Origin of the sequence: Isoptericola sp. NPDC019482 (genome assembly GCF_040632295.1) — a bacterium.
In the GTDB taxonomy this organism is placed as follows: Bacteria; Actinomycetota; Actinomycetes; order Actinomycetales; family Cellulomonadaceae; genus Isoptericola.
Window position 1 is genome coordinate 39,101 of record NZ_JBEYBQ010000014.1, and the last position, 18,772, is coordinate 57,872.

Annotated in this window: 17 protein-coding genes and 1 pseudogene; 7 read left to right on the forward strand and 11 right to left on the reverse strand. The window is 74.7% G+C overall.

The window, feature by feature from the left end:
- Positions 1–28: 28 nt before the first annotated feature.
- Positions 29–2,701 (reverse strand): phosphoenolpyruvate carboxylase, encoded by a 2,673-nt coding sequence (locus tag ABZ493_RS11395; RefSeq protein WP_430582332.1) that lies wholly within the window; start codon positions 2,699–2,701, stop codon positions 29–31.
- A 127-nt stretch (positions 2,702–2,828) separates the two neighbouring features.
- Positions 2,829–3,479, reverse strand: coding sequence for a CatA-like O-acetyltransferase (locus ABZ493_RS11400; protein ID WP_430582279.1), 651 nt, complete (start codon positions 3,477–3,479; stop codon positions 2,829–2,831).
- A gap of 165 nt (positions 3,480–3,644) precedes the next feature.
- Here ABZ493_RS11400 and ABZ493_RS11405 point away from each other — a divergent pair, with 165 nt between their 5' ends.
- Positions 3,645–4,421: a metallophosphoesterase family protein gene (locus ABZ493_RS11405; RefSeq protein WP_430582280.1), complete on the forward strand. Its 777-nt coding sequence runs from the start codon at positions 3,645–3,647 to the stop codon at positions 4,419–4,421.
- A 10-nt stretch (positions 4,422–4,431) separates the two neighbouring features.
- On the opposite strand, the gene ABZ493_RS11410 is transcribed toward ABZ493_RS11405, so the two are convergent.
- Entirely contained in the window at positions 4,432–5,430 is a 999-nt protein-coding gene (locus ABZ493_RS11410; protein WP_430582281.1) for an NADP-dependent oxidoreductase, read from the reverse strand.
- Positions 5,431–5,550: 120 nt separating this feature from the next.
- Between ABZ493_RS11410 and ABZ493_RS11415 the strand changes: the two are divergent.
- Positions 5,551–5,688 (forward strand): annotated as a pseudogene (locus ABZ493_RS11415) (maltose acetyltransferase domain-containing protein); the annotation flags it as partial.
- 52 nt (positions 5,689–5,740) lie between these two features.
- Here the strand turns inward: ABZ493_RS11415 and ABZ493_RS11420 are convergent.
- Genes ABZ493_RS11420 through ABZ493_RS11430 form a run of 3 tightly spaced genes read right to left on the reverse strand, consistent with a single transcriptional unit; the run spans position 5,741 to position 8,685 of the window.
- Positions 5,741–7,417 (reverse strand): acyl-CoA dehydrogenase family protein, encoded by a 1,677-nt coding sequence (locus ABZ493_RS11420; protein ID WP_430582282.1) that lies wholly within the window; start codon positions 7,415–7,417, stop codon positions 5,741–5,743.
- Between the two features lie 21 nt (positions 7,418–7,438).
- Positions 7,439–8,263, reverse strand: a complete 825-nt coding sequence (locus ABZ493_RS11425) for a hydroxymethylpyrimidine/phosphomethylpyrimidine kinase (RefSeq protein WP_430582283.1) — start codon at positions 8,261–8,263, stop codon at positions 7,439–7,441.
- 20 nt (positions 8,264–8,283) lie between these two features.
- Positions 8,284–8,685, reverse strand: coding sequence for a hypothetical protein (locus tag ABZ493_RS11430; protein WP_430582284.1), 402 nt, complete (start codon positions 8,683–8,685; stop codon positions 8,284–8,286).
- A gap of 106 nt (positions 8,686–8,791) precedes the next feature.
- Here ABZ493_RS11430 and ABZ493_RS11435 point away from each other — a divergent pair, with 106 nt between their 5' ends.
- Together ABZ493_RS11435 and ABZ493_RS11440 are read left to right on the forward strand one after the other, a co-directional pair.
- Positions 8,792–9,583: a deoxyribonuclease IV gene (locus ABZ493_RS11435; protein WP_430582285.1), complete on the forward strand. Its 792-nt coding sequence runs from the start codon at positions 8,792–8,794 to the stop codon at positions 9,581–9,583.
- A gap of 53 nt (positions 9,584–9,636) precedes the next feature.
- On the forward strand, positions 9,637–9,984 hold the full coding sequence (locus ABZ493_RS11440; protein ID WP_430582286.1) for a helix-turn-helix transcriptional regulator: 348 nt from the start codon (positions 9,637–9,639) through the stop codon (positions 9,982–9,984).
- 77 nt (positions 9,985–10,061) lie between these two features.
- Here the strand turns inward: ABZ493_RS11440 and ABZ493_RS11445 are convergent, their stop codons facing one another.
- Positions 10,062–10,745: a response regulator transcription factor gene (locus ABZ493_RS11445; RefSeq protein ID WP_430582287.1), complete on the reverse strand. Its 684-nt coding sequence runs from the start codon at positions 10,743–10,745 to the stop codon at positions 10,062–10,064.
- A complete protein-coding gene (locus ABZ493_RS11450) occupies positions 10,742–11,980 on the reverse strand; it encodes a histidine kinase (protein WP_430582288.1) in 1,239 nt (412 codons plus the stop codon). The genes ABZ493_RS11445 and ABZ493_RS11450 overlap by 4 nt, the downstream gene beginning before the upstream one ends.
- A gap of 130 nt (positions 11,981–12,110) precedes the next feature.
- On the opposite strand from ABZ493_RS11450, the gene ABZ493_RS11455 reads away from it, so the two are divergent.
- Positions 12,111–13,022 carry an ABC transporter ATP-binding protein gene (locus ABZ493_RS11455; RefSeq protein WP_430582289.1) on the forward strand — a complete coding sequence of 304 codons (912 nt, stop codon included), beginning with the start codon at positions 12,111–12,113 and terminating at the stop codon, positions 13,020–13,022.
- A complete protein-coding gene (locus ABZ493_RS11460) occupies positions 13,019–13,828 on the forward strand; it encodes an ABC transporter permease (RefSeq protein ID WP_430582290.1) in 810 nt (269 codons plus the stop codon). The genes ABZ493_RS11455 and ABZ493_RS11460 overlap by 4 nt, the downstream gene beginning before the upstream one ends.
- A gap of 31 nt (positions 13,829–13,859) precedes the next feature.
- Here the strand turns inward: ABZ493_RS11460 and ABZ493_RS11465 are convergent, their stop codons facing one another.
- Positions 13,860–15,773 (reverse strand): cation:proton antiporter, encoded by a 1,914-nt coding sequence (locus ABZ493_RS11465; RefSeq protein WP_430582291.1) that lies wholly within the window; start codon positions 15,771–15,773, stop codon positions 13,860–13,862.
- A gap of 205 nt (positions 15,774–15,978) precedes the next feature.
- Between ABZ493_RS11465 and ABZ493_RS11470 the strand changes: the two genes are divergently transcribed.
- On the forward strand, positions 15,979–16,698 hold the full coding sequence (locus ABZ493_RS11470; RefSeq protein ID WP_430582292.1) for a PadR family transcriptional regulator: 720 nt from the start codon (positions 15,979–15,981) through the stop codon (positions 16,696–16,698).
- Here ABZ493_RS11470 and ABZ493_RS11475 read toward each other — a convergent pair.
- Together ABZ493_RS11475 and ABZ493_RS11480 are read right to left on the reverse strand one after the other, a co-directional pair.
- Entirely contained in the window at positions 16,669–18,447 is a 1,779-nt protein-coding gene (locus tag ABZ493_RS11475; protein ID WP_430582293.1) for a PQQ-binding-like beta-propeller repeat protein, read from the reverse strand. The genes ABZ493_RS11470 and ABZ493_RS11475 overlap by 30 nt on opposite strands.
- Before the next feature lie 78 nt (positions 18,448–18,525).
- Positions 18,526–18,726, reverse strand: coding sequence for a hypothetical protein (locus tag ABZ493_RS11480; protein ID WP_430582294.1), 201 nt, complete (start codon positions 18,724–18,726; stop codon positions 18,526–18,528).
- Positions 18,727–18,772 lie beyond the last annotated feature (46 nt).

An 18,772-nucleotide genomic window follows, 5' to 3' on the forward strand; every position in this document is an offset into this window, starting at 1 on the left:
CCGGTCACCCTAGAGCGTTGTGGGCGGGTCAGCCCGTGTTCTGCAGGCCGGCGGAGATTCCGTTCACGGTGAGCAGCAGCAGGTGCTGCCAGCGGTCCTTGTGGCCGCCGTCCACCCACTCGCCGTCGTCCACGGTGAGGCCCTCGCTGACGCCCTGGCTGCGCAGCGCGCGCAGGGCGCGGACCTGGAGCAGCGACAGCGCGTCGACGTACGGGGAGCGCAGCTGCACGGCGCGGCCGAGGACGCGGCGGTTGGCGAGCGGCCACTCGTTGCCCGTCACCCGCAGCACCCACTCGCGGGTGAGCCGCAGCTCGCCGAGCACGAGCTCGGCGAGGTCGTCCCGGTCGCCGAGCGCCAGGTACTGCGCGGCGATGTCCTCCTGCGTCTTGGCGAGGCCCATCTCCACGGTGTCGAGCAGCGTGGTGAACAGGGGCCACTCGCGGTACGCGGCCTGCAGCTCCTCGAGCCCGCCCGGCTGCTCGCCGGCCGAGCGCAGCGCCGTGCCGAGGCCGAACCAGCCCGCGAGGTTGATGCGCGCCTGCGACCAGGAGAACACCCAGGGGATGGCGCGCAGGTCGTCGAGCGAGTTGACCGACAGGCCGCGCTTGGCGGGGCGGGAGCCGATCGGCAGCAGGCCGACCTCCTCCAGCGGCGTCACCTGCGAGAACCACTGGGGGAAGCCCTCGGACTTCACGAGGCCGTGGAACGCGGCACGCGACGTCTCGTCGAGCGCGGCGGCCAGGGGCGCGAACCGCTCCCGGGCGTCGGCGTTGCGCTTCTCCACCGTCGGGGCCGAGGCGAGCAGCGTCGCCGCGGCGACCTGCTCGATGTGCCGCGCGGCGATCGTCGGGTCGCCGTAGCGGGCGAGGATGACCTCGCCCTGCTCGGTGAGCTTGAACCGGCCGTCCACCGAGTGCGGCGGCTGGGCGAGCACCGCGCGGTTGGCCGGACCGCCGCCGCGGCCGAGCGAGCCGCCGCGGCCGTGGAACTGGGTCAGCGTGATGTCGTGGCGCTGCGCCCACTCGGCGATGCGCGACTGCGCCTTGTGCAGGGCGAGCGTCGCGGCGACCGGGCCGACGTCCTTCGACGAGTCGGAGTAGCCGAGCATGACCTCGACGCGCCGACCGTTCTCCGCGAGGCGGCGCTGCACCTCGGGGAACTCCAGCATCGCCTCGAGGATGTCGACCGAGTTCTCCAGGTCGTCGAAGGTCTCGAAGAGCGGGACGGCGTCGACGACGGGGGCGTCGTCGCTGCCCTCGAAGGCGAGCGCGGCGAGCCGGTAGACGGCGGCCAGGTGCTCGGGCGCCTGCGTGAACGACACGATGTAGCGGCGGGCGGCGCGGATGCCGAACCGCTTCTGCACGGCGCCGAGGGCGCGGTAGGTGTCGAGCACCTCGACCGTGCGCTCGGAGAGGTCGCCGTGGACGCCCTTCTCGTCGATCTCGGCGAGGGCGGCGGCGTGCACCTGCGAGTGCTGGCGCACCTCCAGCTCGGCGAGGTGGAACCCGAAGGTCTGCACCTGCCACACGAGCTTCTGCAGGTCGCCGTAGGCGGCACGCGGGGCGCCCGCCTCGACGAGGGAGCGCTGCACGACCTCCAGGTCGGCGACGAGCTCCTCCGGCTCGCGGTACCCGAGGTCGGCGTCGCGGCGCCGGGTGGCGGCGACGCGGCCGGCGATCGCGAGGACGGCGGCCCGGTGCGGCTCGTTCGGCGAGTCGGCCGCGGCGCGGGTCACCAGCTCGTCGGAGAGCTGGCGCATCCGCTGCCACAGCGCCTTGAGCTCCGCCGACGACGGCGTGCCCTCCTCGTCCAGCGTGAGCTTGCGGCCGGTCTCGACGGCGGCCTTCTCGAGCGCGCCGAGCGCGTGCTCGGCGGCGAGGGTCGCGGCCTGGCGGGTGACCTCGGAGGTGACGTTCGGGTTGCCGTCGCGGTCGCCGCCGATCCAGGAGCCGAGGTGGACGAACGGGCGCGCGACGGGCGGGACGCTGCCGGCCTCGCCGTCGAGCAGCCAGTCGTCCAGGCGGCGGTACACCTCGGGGAAGGTGGAGAACATCGTGGCGTCGAAGACGCCCATCGCGGTCTTCACCTCGTCCAGCACGGACGGCTTGTGCGCGCGGATGGGCGACGTGCGCCACATGGTGTCGATCTCGGCGAGCAGGCGGCGCTCGTTCTCGGCGAGCGTGGTGCCGCCGGGGCGCATGGTGTCGCGGTCGGCGACCAGCGAGGAGATACGCCGGACGGCCCCCGAGACGGCGCGACGCCGGGCCTCGGTGGGGTGCGCGGTGAGGACCGGGCGGAACTCGATCTCGCCCAGGCGCCGCAGCGCCTCGTCGCGGCCGACCTCCTCCGCGAGCTGCGTGAAGGCCTGCGGCAGGGAGTCCTCGATGACGACGCCGGACGCGGCGTCGGACTCGCGCGCCCGCAGCACGCGGACGCGGTGGTACTCCTCGGCGAGGTTCGCCAGGTGGAAGTAGCAGGTGAAGGCCCGCGCGACCTGCTCCGCGCGCTCCGGCGTGAAGCCGGCCACGACCTCGGCCGCCTCCGCCAGCGTCGCGCCGCCGTCGTCCGCCCCGTAGGCGCGGATCGTCAGGCCGCGGAGACGCTCGACGTCGTCGAGCAGGCTCTGACCGCCCGCCTCCTTCAGCACGGTGCCGAGCAGCCCACCGAGCAGGCGGATGTCGTCCCGCAAGGGGTCGGGCATCTCGTGGCGTGCCACCACGCGTTCGATCGAGCCGGTGGATCCCAGGTTCTCGCTCACGGGACTAGAGGGTAAGCCGTCTCGCCGTCCGGGCGTCGAACCGTCCGGCAGGTGACCCCGCGACTGTGGCTCAGCCCACCCAGGACGGGTCGTCGAGGAGAGCCTGCACCTCGTTCACCAGCCGCGCCGTGTGGAAGCCGTCCGCGGCGGCGTGGTGCACCTGCACGGCCAGCGGCAGGAGCACCCGGCCGTCCCGCTCGACGTACCGGCCGAGCGTGACGATCGGCGCGAGATGGTTCCAGGCGTCCCGGATGTTCAGCGTGAACCCCGTGAACGACGCCCACGGCAGGCTGGACACGTCGAACGCGTTCGGCGGCGGCGGGCCCTGCGGGAAGAGGTCCGTCGAGTGCCCGTGCTCGGCCAGCACCGCGGTCGCGGCGTCGTGGAACGCGCCGAAGTCGGCGTCGTAGGACGCCCAGACGCACGAGAACGTCTCGGGTTCCCCGTGGAACACCGTGAACGCCGGGTGCACCACCGGCCAGACGGCGGGCGCGCCGTCGTCCGTGAGGACCATGCGGAACTCGTCGTGCCGGTTGACGACCGTCGCCAGCGCCCAGACCTGCGCGAGGTACGTCCTGCGCGACGACGCGCGCAGCGCCGCGGCGAACGCCGTGGCGTCCAGCTCCACCGTCATCGCGTACGTGCACGGCGACGCGCGGTAGTGCGCGAAGTGCTGCCGGCGGGGCCAGGTGTCCAGATCGATGGGTGCGGGGGTCGTCATGCGCCCAGGGTCGCAAGTGACGCCGCCCCTCCGGCAGTGCTTTTCCGGTCCGTCCGGGCCGAGGCCGCGCTCAGGACCCCCACGCGGGCGCGGCTAGGGTCGTCCCCGGTGTGCAGCGCCCCGGGCCGGCACCGGCGGCCGGACGACGGACGAAGGGAACGGCAGATGACGAGGGTGTACGCGGTCAGCGACGTGCACGGCCACCCCGACGTCCTGGTGCGGGCCCTGGCCGCCGAAGGGCTCACCGACGCCGACGGCCGGTGGGCCGGCCACGACGCCCGGCTCTGGTTCCTCGGGGACTACCTGGACCGCGGGCCGGACGGCGTCGGCGTCATCGACCTCGTGCGGCGGCTCGTCGACGAGTCCGAGGGCGCCGTCGGAGCGCTCCTGGGCAACCACGAGGTGCTGGCCCTCGGGATGCGGCGGTTCGGGGCGACGACGATCCGACCGCCCGGCGAGCCCGAGCGGAGCTTCGCACGGTCGTGGGCCCGCAACGGCGGGCTCGACAGCGACCAGGCGCGGCTCACCGACGAGCACGTCGCGTGGCTGTCCTCCCTGCCGCTGGCGGCGCACGACGCCGACGCGCTCCTGGTGCACTCCGACACCCTCGCCTATCTCGGGTGGGGCCGGACGCTCGAGAACCTCAACGCCGCCGGTCGGGACCGGCTGGCGAGCGACGACCTCGCCGTGTGGTGGGAGACGTGGCGCGGCCTCACCTCCCGTGCGGCCTTCCGCGGCGAGGACGGCCCGCGGGCCGCACGCGAGCTGCTGGACCACCTGGGAGGCGACCGGGTCGTGCACGGGCACAGCATCGTCGCCGAGATGGTCGGCCGTGCGTCCACGGACATCACCGAGCCGCTCTCCTACGCCGACGGCCGCGCGCTCGCCGTCGACGGCGGCATCTACGAGGGCGGGCCCTGCCTCGTCGCGCGGCTCGCCTGAGGCGCCCCGGTCAGTCGCCCGGGAGCTCTACGACGACCTTGCCCTTGGCGCGGCCCTGCTCGAGGTAGGCGAACGCACGGGCGACGTCGACGAAGGGATACGTGCGGTCGACGACGGGGCGCAGGTGGCCGCCGTCGACGAGCTCGGCCAGCGTGGCGAGGTCCGCGCCGCTCGGGTGCATGAAGAGGTAGCGGTAGCGCACCCCCGCGCGCCGCGCCCGGCGTCGGATCGCAGTGCTCGCCGCCCACAGGAGGGCCGCCTTGAGAGGTCCGGCGTCCAGGTCGACGCGGGCCGTCGTCGCGTCCGGGAGGCCGGCGACGGAGACGACCGTCCGGCCCGGCCTCAGGATCGCGAAGGCGTCCGTGAGGTCCTGCCCGCCGGTGAGGTCGAACGCGCCGTCGTAGTCGCTCAGGACGTCGGCGAAGCGCTCGGCGCGGTAGTCCACCACCCGCGTGACGCCGAGCGAGCGCACCAGCGCCGCGCCCCGCACGGACGCCGTCGTCGTCACCTCCGCGCCGAGCCAGACCGCGAGCTGGATCGCGAGGGTGCCGACGCCGCCCGCGCCGCCGGTGACGAGCACCCGGTCGCCGGGGGCCACCCTCAGCTCGTCGCGCAGGGCCTGCAGCGCGGTGAGCCCGGCCAGCGGCAGCGAGGCGGCCTCGGCGAAGCCGAGCGACTCGGGCATCGCCGCCACCAGGTGCTCCGCGACGGCCGTGTACTCCGCGAACGCGCCCAGCCGCCGCTTGTCGACCCGCGCGAAGACGCGGTCCCCCACGGCGAACCGCGTGACACCCGGGCCGACTGCCGCCACCTGCCCGGCGAGCTCGCTGCCCGCGACCAGCGGGAGCCGGAGCCGGGTGATCACGCGCAGGCCGCCGTCGCGCGTCTTGTGGTCGATCGGGTTCAGGCCCGCCGCCCGCACCCGGACCAATACCTCGCCCGGCCCCGCGACCGGACGCGGCACCTCGCGCAGCTCCATCACGCCCGGGTGGCCGTAGCGCCTGAGCACGTACCCCTGCATCGTCGTCGCCCTTCCGTCGGTGGCCCGATTCTCGCCGGTCGGGGCCGGGCGTGCGGTGCGGGGGTGGGCGGACCTGCTCGACTCTCGCCCGTGGACAACCGCGAACGCATGGCCGCCGGCCTGATCTGCGACCCCAACGAGAGCGACCTCGCCGCGGAGACCCAGGCCCTGGAGCTGCTGTACGACTACAACGCGACCCGGCCGTCGCAGGGCACGCGCCGTGCGGAGCTGCTGCGGGAGATGTTCGCGTCCGTGGGCGCGGACGCTGACATCGGCCACCCCCACCACCTGACCCCCGTCAGGGGCCGGCGTGCCGCCGCAGGATCGTGGCGGTGTCGGTGCCCCGCGGCAGGACGCCGTAGCCGTGGCCGCGACCGTCCCCGAGCCGGGCGGCGACGAACGCGTCGGCGGAGACCGTCGGCGCGTACCGCACCATGAGCGACGCCTGCAGCCCGACGGCGAGGGCCTCGACGAGCCGCCGCGCGGACGCCTGCTGCTCGGCGGGGTCCGCGCCGGCGAGGTCCGTGAGCAGCGCGCGGGTCGCGGCGAGGTGCGCGTCGAGGTCGGGGTGGGCTCCGGCCGCGAGCGCGAGCTCGCCGTCGACGGCCGCCAGGGACTCCGGCTCGCGCGTGATGGCGCGCAGCACGTCGAGGGCGACGACGTTGCCCGAGCCCTCCCAGATCGCCATGACCGGCTGCTCGCGGTAGCGCCGGGCCAGCGGGAACGCCTCGGTGTACCCGTTGCCGCCGAGGCACTCCATCGCCTCGTAGGCGTGGTGCGGTCCGCGCTTGCACACCCAGTACTTCGCGACGGCGGTGGCCAGGCGGCGGAACGCCCGCTCGCCCTCGTCGCCGGCGGGGCCGACGTGGTGCGCCGCGGCGAGCCGCATCGAGGTGAGGGTGGCGGCCTCGGACTCGAGCGCGAGGTCCGCGAGCACCGCCGTCATCGCGGGCTGGTCCACGAGGGCGGCGCCGAACGCCGTCCGGTGCCGCGCGTGCCACAGCGCCTCGGCGACGCCCTGGCGCATCCCGGCCGCGCTGCCGTGCACGCAGTCGAGGCGGGTGCGCTGCACCATCTCGATGATCGTGCGCACGCCTCGGCCCGGCTCTCCCACCAGGTGCCCGACCGTGCCGTCCAGCTCGATCTCGGCCGATGCGTTGGACCGGTTGCCGAGCTTGTCCTTGAGCCGCTGGAGGCGGAAGACGTTGCGGCCGCCGTCCTCGAGCACGCGCGGCACGAGGAAGCAGGACTGGCCGTCCGGCGCCTGCGCGAGCACGAGGAACGCGTCCGACATCGGCGCCGAGCAGAACCACTTGTGCCCGGTGAGGACGTGCGTGCCGTCCCCGGCGGGCACGGCGCGCGTCGTGTTGGCGCGCACGTCGCTGCCGCCCTGCTTCTCGGTCATCGCCATGCCGACGAGCGCGCCGGGCTTGGTGCCGGGCGCCGCGAGCGCGCCGTCGTACCCGGTGGCGAGCAGCCGCGGCTCCCACAGCGCCGCCAGGTCGGGCGCGTGCCGCAGGCTCGGGACGGCGGCGTGCGTCATCGACACCGGGCAGGCGTGGCCGGGCTCGACCTGGCCGAACAGGGAGAAGAGGGCGCCGCGGACGACGTCCGCCCCCGGCCGCGGGTCGGCCCAGGCGCTCGTGTGCGCGCCGCGGGACACGGCCGCGGAGATCACCTCGTGGTACGCGGGGTGGTACTCGACCTCGTCGATTCGCCGGCCCCGCCGGTCGTGGGTGCGCAGCACCGGCTCGTGCGTGTTCGCGAGCTCCGCGGCCCGCTGGAACGCCGCGCTCCCGACGTGCGCGCCCGCCTCGACGAGCCGCTCCTCGCCCCAGCCGCCGCCGAAGGCGTGCACGGCGTCGCGCAGCACCGGGAAGTCGAGGTACTCGTTGACGTCCACCCGCTCCGGCGGCTGGTTGGTGACCTCGTGCGTGCGGTGCCCGCCCGCGTGCACGTCCTCGTCGACGGTCACGGCGGCTCCTTCCTCAGGTCGTCAGGAGGCGTACGCGCCCTGCCACACGGTGTCGAACGGCGTGCGGGCCTCGACGCGCGCCTCGATGCCCTGCGTCACCATGTCCTTCGCGACCCGGACCGCGGTGTGGACGTCGGCGCCCTTGGCGAGCTCCGCGGTGATGGCCGCGGCGAACGTGCAGCCGGCGCCGGAGACGCGCTCCTCGCCCACCTTGGGCGTGGCGAAGACGGTGACCTCCTCGCCGTCGAACAGGACGTCGACGGCGTCCGGGCCGGGCAGCTCGACGCCGCCCTTCGCGACGACGTACCGGCGCCCGTGGCCGTCGCCCAGGCGGGCGTGGATGCGGCGCGCGGCCTCGGTGAGCTCCTCGACCGAGGTGATCTCGTCCATCTCGGCGAGCGTCTTGGCCTCGAACAGGTTGGGCGTCACGACGGTGGCCAGCGGCAGCACGCGCTCGCGCAGCGCGGTGTCGGTGTCGAGGGCGGCGCCCGGCTCCTGGCCCTTGCAGATCAGCACCGGGTCGAGCACGACGTGGCGCCACGGCTGCGTCTCCAGCGAGCGGGCGACGACGTCGATCGTCGCGGGCGTGCCGAGCATCCCGATCTTCACGACGTCCAGCGCGTGGGTCGACGTCGCGGCCTCGAACTGGTCCGCGATGACCTGCGGTTCGACGGGCACGAACCGGTGCCCCCAGTCGTGCTTCGGGTCGAAGGAGACGATGCAGGTCAGCGTCCCCACCCCGTAGGTGCCGAGCTGCTGGAAGGTCTTGAGGTCGGCCTGGATCCCGGCCCCTCCCGTGGCCTCGGACCCTGCGATGACGTACGCGAGCGGCGGCGTGGTGCTCATGGTGGGCCAGCCTACGACCGTCAGAGCGCGCCGAGGATCCTGGCCCGCGCGGCGTCGCGCTCGACCGACGTGATGGTGCCCTCGGCGTGCAGGCGGTCGACCTCCGCGAGCCGCTCGGCGACGGGCCGTCGGTCCCCGCCGCCGGCGTCGCGCGGCGCGGGTGCCATCGCGCGGCTGCGCGCCATCCGCACCTGCAGGTCGGTCTCCGGGTCGAGCGGGTCGATCCCGGCGTCATGGAGCTTCTTGGCCCGTCGCGCGGCCATCACGACGCTCACGACCGCCACGAGGACACCCACGACGAGGACGAAGCCGAAGAACCCGCCGAACCCGCCGCCGGCCAGGTCGCCCGGACCGACGACGTCCACGAACATGTCCTCGGCGGGCGGCTCGAAGCCTCCCGGGTCGAATGCGTCGAGTCTCATCGGTCCGTCCTCAGATCGTGCCGGCCCAGGCGGTCGGACCCGCCGTCGTGCGTGCATGCTAGCGGCGCCGGGCGGGGCGTCGGGGCCGGGCCCTAGGGTGAGTCCCATGAGCGTGAAGATCGGTGCGCACGTCGGGCTGCAGGACGCGGTGGCGGAGGCGAAGGGCATCGGGGCCGAGGTGGTCCAGGTGTTCCTCTCCGACCCGCAGGCGTGGAAGGTGCCGCCGCTCGACTATCCCGGCGGCGCCGACGCGTTCCGCGAGGAGACGACGGCCGCGGGGGTCGACGTCTACGTGCACGCGCCGTACGTCATCAACGTCGCGTCCACCAACAACCGCATCCGGATCCCCAGCCGCAAGCTGCTGCAGCAGATCATGACCGGGGCCGAGGCGATCGGGGCGAAGGGCGTCGTCGTGCACGGCGGGCACGTCATCGCGAAGGACGACCCGGACGTCGGCTTCGACAACTGGCGCAAGGCGATCGACGCGCTCGAGACCGACGTGCCGGTCCTCATCGAGAACACCGCGGGCGGCGACTTCTCGATGGCGCGCCGCCTCGACCGCCTGGAGATGCTCTGGGCCGCGGTGATGCGGGCGAACGGGGCCGAGAACGTCGGCTTCACCCTCGACACCTGCCACGCCTGGGCCGGGGGCATCGACCTCGCGACCGCCGCCGATGACATCCGCGCGATCACCGGCCGCATCGACCTGGTGCACGCCAACGACTCCCGCGACACGGCAGGCTCCGGCGCCGACCGCCACGCGCACTTCGGCGACGGGAACATCCCTCCCGAGCTGCTCGTGGGCGTCATCGCCGCCGCCGGCGCGCCTGTCGTGTGCGAGACGCACGGCGACATGGGCCCCGACATCTCCTGGCTGCGGGAGCGGCTGGCCGCCTGAGGCCTGTGGACGACGGGCGTCCGCAGACGCCCCGGTCCGCCAGCATCGGTGGCATGAGCACCTGCTGGAACAACGTGATGTCCTGGAGCACCGAGCCCGAGGACGACGACGCCGAGGGCGGGCCAGGAGCCCCGAGGCACCGCAAGGGCCGCGCCCCGCGGGTGTCACCGGACGGCCTCGCCGCCGTCGCGGCCGGGGCGGTCCGGTTCGAGACCGCCAGGCGAGGGATGCTGCAGCAGGACCTCGCGATGGTGCTCGGGCGCTCCCGCTCGGCGATCTCCGCCCGGTACACCGGGCGGGTGCCGTGGTCCCTGGACGAGATCGGGCGGATCGCCGTCCTCTACGGGTGCCGGGTCTCCGACCTGCTCACGGAGGCCCCTGTGTCACGCTCGCCCTGGTGACACCAGCCTCGCCAGCGTCACGGCGTGACGACGCGCCGACGTGTGCGACACGCCGACGCAGGTCGGGCGGGAGCCGCTCAGCCGGTGGCGAGCCCCGCGTCGTGCACGACGATGGCGGCCTGCACGCGGTTGGCGGCGTCCAGCTTGGTGAGGATGCGCGACACGTGGGTCTTCACGGTCGGGACGCTCATGTAGAGCTCGGCGGCGATCTCCGCGTTGGACAGCCCGCGACCGAGGGCGACGGCGACGTCGCGCTCGCGGTCCGTCAGCGTCCCCAGCCGCGCGGCGGCGGCACGGCGGCCGTCGGGGGCGGAGCGGTCGGTGACGCGGGCGATGAGCTGCTCCGCGACGCGGGGCGACAGCGTCGGCTCGCCCGCCGCAGCCGCCCGGACGGCCGCGACCAGGCGGTCGGGCGGGGTGTCCTTGAGCAGGAAGCCCGCGGCCCCGGCCCGCAGGGCCTCCACGATCATGTCGTCGGCGTCGAACGTGGTGAGCACGATGACGCGAGCGTGGGGCACCGACCGGAGCCGGCGCGTCGCCTCGATGCCGTCCAGGCGGGGCATGCGGATGTCCATGAGGACGACGTCGGGCCGCTCGCGCGCCACGACGTCCAGCGCCTCGAGCCCGTCCGACGCCGTCGCGACGACCTCCAGGTCCGCGTCGCCGCCCAGGATGAGCGTCAGGCCCGACCGCACCAGCGCGTCGTCGTCGACCAGCACCACCCGCGTCTTCCCGCTCACGCCGTCCACCTCACCCGTCACGCCGCCCACGGTAGCCAGGCCTCGAGCACGAACGCCGCGGCGCGCCCGTCGCGCGACGCCGCGTCCGCCGTCGTGCCGTAGGTCAGGCGTCCGCCCACGAGCTCGACCCGCTCCGTGAGCCCCACCAGGCCGAGGCCCGACGGCGGTGGCGCGGGGGCCTCGGGCAGGGGCCCGACGCTGCGCACCGGGTTGCGCACCACGATCGTCAGCCCCTCGCCCGGCGCGCCCGACACGGAGACGGCCACCGGAGCCCACGGGGCATGCTTGCGCGCGTTCGTCAGCCCCTCCTGCACGATGCGGTAGGCGTGCCGGCTGACCGCCTCCCCGAGCCCCGCGGTCCTCTCGCCCAGGTCCTCGATCCCGTCCACCCGCACGTCGGCCCCGTTCGCGCGGGCCTCGGCGAACAGCTCGGCGAGGTCGGCGAGCGACGGCTGCGGCGGCTCGGGCGGCGCGACCCCGTCCCCGTCGAGCGGGTCGCGCAGCACCCCCAGCACCTCCCGCAACTCGGTGAGCGCGGCGTGCGCGTTGTCCCGCACGACGCCGGCGGTCTCCGCGACCTTCTCCGGCGGGAGGTCCGTGCGGTAGGCCAGGGCGCCCGCGTGCATCGCGACCAGCGAGATGCGGTGCGCGAGCACGTCGTGCATCTCGCGGGCGATGCGCGTGCGCTCCGCCGTCTGCGCCTGCGCGACGCGGCTGGCCTGCTCCCGTTCCGCCGTCTCGGCCCGCTCCCGCAGCGACGCGAGATGCTCCCGGCGCAGCCCGATGTACGCGCCGATCCACACGAACAGGGCGTACATGACCGCACCGCCGACGAGCTCGATCCACCGGTCGTAGGACTCCGGGGCGACGTAGGGGTGCAGCGTGCTGTGCACCCGCCCCGCGGCCACGAAAACCACACCGACGACGGCGATCTTCCACCACCGCCGCGTCGTGGCCAGGGAGATCACCGCGATGGTCTCGGCGCCGACCACCAGGGACGAGACCGTCGCGCCGACGCACAGCACCAGCGCGATCGTCAGGGGGGCCTTGCGCCGCAGGAGCAGCAGCCCCAGCCCGACCAGGCCGACGAGGAAGTCCAGCGCCCACTGGCCGTCGGACATCTCCCGCTGACCGGTGTCCACCTCAAAGGCCACGAGGACCATCACCGTCAGGCCGGTGAGGAGGGCGACCAGCACGCGCCACGTCTCGCCCCACACGCGGCGGGCGCGGGACGGTCGGGCGGGGGCGGTGGGCACGACGTCGAGCCTAGGCAGCGGCCACGCCGAGGGCATCCGCCGGGCGGCTGCCGCGCATCCTCCGGAAGGAGGACACGAACCATCCCCTCGCCGGACGCGGCGCCCGCCCGCGCCCGGGCAGGGTGGAGCCATGATCACCGTGGAGCACCTGACCAAGAGATACGGGCCGGCCGTGGCCGTGGACGACGTGTCTTTCACCGTCGAGCCCGGCCACGTGACGGGCTTCCTCGGCCCCAACGGCGCCGGCAAGTCCACGACGATGCGCATGATCTGCGGCCTCACCCCCGCCACGTCGGGCTCCGCCCGCGTGCTCGGCAAGCCGTTCACGGCGCTCGCCAACCCCGGCCGGCGCGTGGGCGTGCTGCTCGACGCGGCCGCCCAGCACTCCGGGCGGACCGGCCGCGAGGTCCTCACCCTCGCCGCCCTCATGACCGGCGTCGACCGCCGCCGCATCGACACCACGCTCGACCTGGTGGGCCTCACCGGGCGCGAGGCCGCCCGCCGCGTGGGCCAGTACTCCCTCGGCATGCGGCAGCGGCTCGGCCTCGCGTCCGCGCTGCTCGGCGACCCCGAGGTGCTGATCCTCGACGAGCCGGCCAACGGCCTCGACCCCGCCGGCATCCGCTGGATGCGGGACCTGCTGGACGACTTCGCCCGCCGCGGCGGCACCGTCCTGCTGTCCTCCCACCTGCTGCGCGAGATGGAGGCCGTCGCCGACCGGATCGTCGTCATCGGCCGCGGCCGCGTCGTCGCCGAGGGCCACAAGGACGACCTGCTCCGCCAGGCCGGCGCGTTCGTCCGCTCCACCGACGACGTCGCGCTCGCCCACGCGCTGCGCCAGGGCGGCGCCGGCGTCGAGGAGCTCGCCACCGGCGGGCTGTCCGTCGACGCCGAGCCGATCGACGTCGGCCGCGCGGCCGCCGCCGCGGGCGTGGTGCTCGCCGAGCTGCGTGCCGCCGACTCCCGCGGCCTCGAGGACCTCTTCCTCGAGCTCACCGCCGACGACGCCCGCGAGCAGACCCGTATGGAGGTGTCGGCATGACCACCGCGACCCCGACCCGCGCCGCCCGCGCGAGCCGTACGAACCGCCCTGGCGCCGACCTCCGCCCGGTGTCCTTCGCGACCCTCACGCTCGTCGAGTGGCGCAAGCAGCTCGACACCCGTGCAGGCCGCTGGATGCTGGCCGTCATCGCGATCATCACCGCCGGCGTGCTCGCTGTGATGATGTTCGTCAACGGCGGCAACCACTCGTTCGGCGCGTACGTGACCGCCACGACGACGCCGATGGCGATGCTCCTGCCCATCGTGGGCGTGCTCGCCGCCACCGCCGAGTGGTCGCAGCGCACCGCCCTGGTGACGTTCACCCTCGAGCCGCGCCGCACGCGCGTCGGGCTGGCCAAGGTGGTGGCCGCGATCGGCTCCGGCCTCGCGCTGATCGTGCTCACGGTCGGGCTCGCGGCGCTCGCCCACCTGATCGTGGTCGCGTTCCGCGACGCCGACCCGGCATGGGACCTCACGGCGCGCGGTCTCGCCTACCTGGCACTCACCGTGGTGCTGTTCATGGCCCAGGGCGTGGGTTTCGGGCTCCTGCTGCGCAGCACCCCCGCCGCCATCGTCACGCTCCTGATGGCACCGACGATCTTCAGCATCGTGGGCAGCCTCGTGCCGGGGATGGCCGACGTGCTGCCCTGGGTCGACCTCAGCACCGCCAGCACGCCGCTGCTCTCCGACGCCGCGATGCCCGGCGAGGCGTGGGCGCAGCTCGTCACGGCCTCGCTGATCTGGGTGGTCGCGCCGCTGGCCGGCGGCCTGTGGCGGACTGCGCGCAGCGAGATCTCGTCGTCCTGACCTGACCGACCGTCCAGGTCAGCCGGCCGGATCAGCCGTCGAGGTGCCCGCGCATCTCGACGGCGATCTGGTCGGCGTCGAGCTGCTCCAGGGCCCTGCTGAGCAGGTCCGAGTCGTAGGTCCCCACGGCTCGGGCCTCGAGCAGGGCCCTGCGCTGCGCGGAGATCGTCGCGAGGCGCAGCTCGAAGAACTGGGCCGACAGCTCCTCGGGCGTCGCCTCCTCCTCGTCCTGGTCGGCCTGCTCGCGCACGACGACGGTCCGCACGCGCTCCACGACGTACGGCGCGTAGGGGGTGCCGTCCTTGCGGCGCAGCTCGGGGTCGTCGAGCAGATCGCGGGCGGTGCCGTCGACGATCTCGCGCAGCCCCTGGGTCCCCTCGTCGAACCGCGACGACGTGACCCCGGCCAGCCCGAGCCTGCGCACCACCCACGGCAGCGTGCCACCCTGGACCAGCAGCGTGCCGGCCGCGACGCCGAACGCGATGAGGACGAGCAGCGAGCGTTCCGGGAACTTGTCGGGCAAGGTCTGCGCCGCCGCCAGCGTCACGACGCCGCGCATGCCGGCCCACACGATGACCATGCCCTCCTTCGGCCCGAGCGGGGCGGCGAGCAGGTAGTCGACATCGGCGATCCGGCGCGTGAACCGCTTGCGGAACTCGGCGACGCGATCGATGCGGCGCTGCCGGATCCGCTCCTTCTGGTCGTCGGACAGACCGCCCGCCGACGAGGCCCTCCGCTTCTCGGCCTCGAGCTGGACGCGCCGCTGCACCCGCCGCACCTGGCGACGCGGGTTGCCGGCCTCCCACACGCGCTGGTCGCCCTGCGTCCACACGGCCGCCAGGGCCTTCGCGGCGTCGGGCGTGATGATGCCGTGCGGGTCCGCGAGCTCGTCGAGCTTCGCGGAGACCCGCTGCTCCATCCGGTCGAGGGTCTCGCGGACCTGCTCCGCCCGCCGTCGTCGGGCGGCGAGGTACCGCAGCAGCGGGAGCACGAACAGGGCCCGCAGCGCGACGACGACGACCGCCGCGAGCGCCGCGACGCCGACCGCCGTCCACAGCGACCCGTGCGCCTCGCGGACGTCCTGGACCAGGCCGAACACCTCCAGGCCCATGGCGAGGAACAGGCCGCCCTCGAGCAGGGTCTCGATGGTGCGCCAGTTCATGCGTTCCGCCACCCGGTCCTGGGGACTGAGGTGCCGCGCCGAGAGCGTGCTGGTGACGAGGCCGGCCGCGACGGCGGCGACGATGCCCGACGCGTCCAGCTCCTCGGCCGGCAGGTATGCGGCGAAGGGCACGACGAACGACACGGCCGTGGAGAGCGCCGCGTGGCGCAGGTGTTCGCGGACCCACAGGCCGAGGCGCCCGACGACCAGGCCGATGACGACGGCGAGCAGGACGGCCTTGAAGAAGCTGCCGACCACGCCCCACAGGCTGACGCTGGCCGCGGTCGCGGCGATCGCGGAGCGCAGCAGCACCAGGGACGTCGCGTCGTTGAGCAGCCCCTCGCCCTCGAGCATCACGACGACGCGCTGCGGCGCCCCGAGCTTCTTGATGATCGACGTCGCGACCGCGTCCGTGGGGCTGACGATCGCGCCGAGCGCGATGCCGGCGGCGAGGCCGATGCCGGGGATCACCCACGAGAAGACGAACCCGAGCAGCACCGCGGTGATGACGACCAGCAGCACGGCCATCCCGCCGATCGCCGTGAAGTCGCGGCGGAAGTCCATCGACGGGAACGAGGCCGCCGCGGCGTACAGGAGCGCGGGCAGCACCCCGACGAGGATGATCTCGGGATCGATGTCGATGGCCTTCACGGCCGGGACGAAGCTCACGGCGACGCCGATCAGCACCAGGACCAGCGGTGCGGCGACCCCGGCCCGGGGCGCCAGCGCGGTGACGGCGATGACGACGACCGCCGCGAGCACCGCGACGAGTAGCACCTCCATGCCGAACAACGTAGGCGCACCTCCGCGCGTTCTCCTGGGCCCGTCACCGAACCGGAACCGGAGTGACTCACGTCACAGTCGATGGAGGCTTGCTTAAAGATATATCGCGTTCTATCTTGGATACGTCGCCGCCCGAGGTCGAGGCGCCGCCGGCGCTCCCCGGGTGACACCGACCATCCATCCCGAACCAGTGAGGACACCGCTCATGCGTACCCCCCGAGACACGTCTTTCGACCCCCGCACCTACGACCCCCGGTCGTTCGACCGGCACCCCTTCGACCGGCAGCCCGGCCCGCGCGGCGACCGCCGCCGGCGGGGCGACTTCCCCGGCCCCGGCGGCTTCGGCCCCGGGTTCCCTCCCGGCCCGGGCTTCGGCCCCGGCTTCGGCCCGCGCGGCCACCGGGGCGGCGGCCGCCGCGCCGGTCGCGGTGAGATCCGCGCCGCCCTGCTGCTGCTCCTCGCCGAGCAGCCGATGCACGGCTACCAGGTGATCACCGAGCTCGCCGAGCGCACCGACGGCCGCTGGCGTCCCAGCCCGGGCGCCGTCTACCCGGCCATCTCCCAGCTCCAGGACGAGGGCCTCGTCACGGTGGCCGACGACGGCGGACGCCGCCTCGCGTCGCTCACCGACTCCGGCCGCGCGTACGTCGAGGAGCACCGCGACGAGCTCGGCACCCCGTGGCAGAAGGTCGCGGAGGACCCCCGTCGCCAGGGACACGAGCTGCACCACGCGATGCGCGCCCTGGGCGGCGCCGTCGAGCAGGTCGCGCGCGCCGGCACGCGGGCGCAGGCCGAGGCGGCCGCCGCAGTGCTCGACAAGGCACGGCGCGAGGTCTACCTCGTCCTCGCGGACGACACCACGGCCGACACCGACGTGAACGACGCGGACGACCCGTCAGCCGAGACCGACGACCTCGGTCGGTGACCACCGGACGAGCCGGCCGGCGACGGCGAGCTGGACCCCCCAGCCGTCGCCGCCGAGCTCGACCTGCCACAGCTGACGGCCCGAGGCGGCGTCGAGCGCTACCCAGTGCACGACGTCGCCCTGGGTGTAGTCCGGCACGACGAACGCGGCCAGCCGCCCGTCGGTGAAAGCCGCGTCGACGAACCTCGGCCCGTAGGCCCCCATCGCGTCGAGACCCTCCACGAGGTCGGGCCGCACCCACAGCACGTCCCCCGTCCCGAGGTCCAGGCCGTACACGCGCCGGCCCTCGTCGACGACGACCGCCACCTGCGCGGTCCGCACCAGCACGCTGGTGCTGCGGACCTCCGTCCGCCACAGCTCGGTCCCGTCGGCGGAGCTGGCCACGGTCGTGTCGCCCCGCCGCGCCAGGTGCACGCCGTCCCCGCCGCCGTCCGTGCTCAGCGGCACCAGGTACCGCCCCTGCACCTCGCGCACCTCGGAGCCGTCGTCACGCAGGAGGCGGTCCGCATCGGCGAGGTCGTCCAGGCCGAAGTCGTCGGAGTCGGTGCGGACCACGTAGCCGCCGCCGCTCAGCGGCTCCACGGCGAAGCCCTCGAACGTCCCCGGGTCGCCCGGCCGGTCCAGGCGCGCGCCGTCGGGCGTGAACCATGCGTCGATGCCGCACCCCCCGAGCCACAGCAGCCGGTCCGTGACCACGGTCTGCACGCCGCCGCGCAGGTCCACCCCGGACGTCGTGCCGTCGTCGGACCACCGCACGCACAACGACGGGTCCACCGCGTCGTCGAACGCGACCGTCTCCTGCCACCGGCGCTCCCCCGTGACCGCGTCCTCGACGCGGACCCGCAGGTCGTAGCCGTCCGCGATGGCCCCCGCGTCGGCGACGCCGGCGACGACCTCGTCCGCGACCCGCGGGGCCACGGGCGACGCCTCACCCACCCACTCGACGGTGACCAGCGCGCCGTCGCCGCCCGGGTAGCGCTCGGCCGCGGAGCCCTCCAGCTCCCGCGTGCCCTCGACCGTGCCGTCGGCGTCGACCACCGTCACCGTGGTGCCGTCGTCGCGCGACGACGTCACGCACACGATCCGGTCCGCCGTGTCCGCCTGGACCCCGCCCGACCACACCTGCATCCCCGGGCCGCACGAGGTCGTGCCGCCCGGGAGCGCCACCTGCCAGCGGCGCTCGCCCGTCTCCACGTCCAGCCCGAGGATCGCGCCCTGCTGCTGCGCCACCACGAGCCCGTCGGCCATCGCCATGAGCCCGCCGGGCACGCTGCCCTCGGCCTCGACTCGCCACACCTCTCGCGGCTCGGCGCTCAGGTCCAGCACCCCGCCGGGCGCCGCGCGCAGGGCGGCGAGCCGGCCCCGGTCGCCCACCGTGTCCACGACCACCGCCGTGAGCGCCGCCGCGACGACCACGACCGCGGCCACCAGCCGACGGCCGCGCAGCACGTCGCGTGCGCGGTCGACGGCGCGGCGCCAGGTGAGCGGCTCCGGGCCCGGGCCCGACGGCGGAGGATCGTCGAACCCGTCGTCGGCGTCGTCCGGGTCGAGGTCGATGAGGAGCGGGGCGCGCCGCCCCGCACCCGGGATGGCTTCCACGACCGGCGAGAGGTCCGGCGAGTCGATCGACGAGTCGACGGACGGGACGACCGGCGCGTCCGCGCGGTCCTCGGCGTCGTCCGGCTCCGCACCGTCCGGGTCGAGGTCGAACGTGTAGGCGTCCGGGCGGGCGCCGCGTCGTCGGGCCACCTCTCGAACCTAAGCCTGGCCCCCGTGCCCGGCGACCCGTGCGCGACCCGGCTGCTCAGGCCGTCGCGCGGACCCCTGTCAGACGGTGCGGCGGCGCTCCACGGAGCGCGCCACGGCGAGCTCCAGCAGCGCGGTGCGGGCGCGCCGACGACGGTCCTCGGGGTCGACCGTGAGCCGGTCGCCGGGGTTGGCGCGGCGCACGGTCCCGGTGCCGGGGTGCGGCGAGGGCAGGATCGCCCGCGGGGCGACAGGGGTCGGGACGGGCATCGTGGCAGCCATGGGTGGGCCTCCTTCGCGCGGCCCGGCGGCCGCTCCCTGCCCATGG

Coding starts and splice junctions, on each gene's coding strand:
- ABZ493_RS11395 (WP_430582332.1), bottom strand. CDS start 2,701: ATGCCCGACCCCTTGCGGGACGACATCCGCCTGCTCGGTGGGCTGCTC.
- ABZ493_RS11400 (WP_430582279.1), bottom strand. CDS start 3,479: ATGACGACCCCCGCACCCATCGATCTGGACACCTGGCCCCGCCGGCAG.
- ABZ493_RS11405 (WP_430582280.1), top strand. CDS start 3,645: ATGACGAGGGTGTACGCGGTCAGCGACGTGCACGGCCACCCCGACGTC.
- ABZ493_RS11425 (WP_430582283.1), bottom strand. CDS start 8,263: ATGAGCACCACGCCGCCGCTCGCGTACGTCATCGCAGGGTCCGAGGCC.
- ABZ493_RS11430 (WP_430582284.1), bottom strand. CDS start 8,685: ATGAGACTCGACGCATTCGACCCGGGAGGCTTCGAGCCGCCCGCCGAG.
- ABZ493_RS11435 (WP_430582285.1), top strand. CDS start 8,792: ATGAGCGTGAAGATCGGTGCGCACGTCGGGCTGCAGGACGCGGTGGCG.
- ABZ493_RS11440 (WP_430582286.1), top strand. CDS start 9,637: ATGAGCACCTGCTGGAACAACGTGATGTCCTGGAGCACCGAGCCCGAG.
- ABZ493_RS11455 (WP_430582289.1), top strand. CDS start 12,111: ATGATCACCGTGGAGCACCTGACCAAGAGATACGGGCCGGCCGTGGCC.
- ABZ493_RS11460 (WP_430582290.1), top strand. CDS start 13,019: ATGACCACCGCGACCCCGACCCGCGCCGCCCGCGCGAGCCGTACGAAC.
- ABZ493_RS11465 (WP_430582291.1), bottom strand. CDS start 15,773: ATGGAGGTGCTACTCGTCGCGGTGCTCGCGGCGGTCGTCGTCATCGCC.
- ABZ493_RS11470 (WP_430582292.1), top strand. CDS start 15,979: ATGCGTACCCCCCGAGACACGTCTTTCGACCCCCGCACCTACGACCCC.
- ABZ493_RS11480 (WP_430582294.1), bottom strand. CDS start 18,726: ATGGCTGCCACGATGCCCGTCCCGACCCCTGTCGCCCCGCGGGCGATC.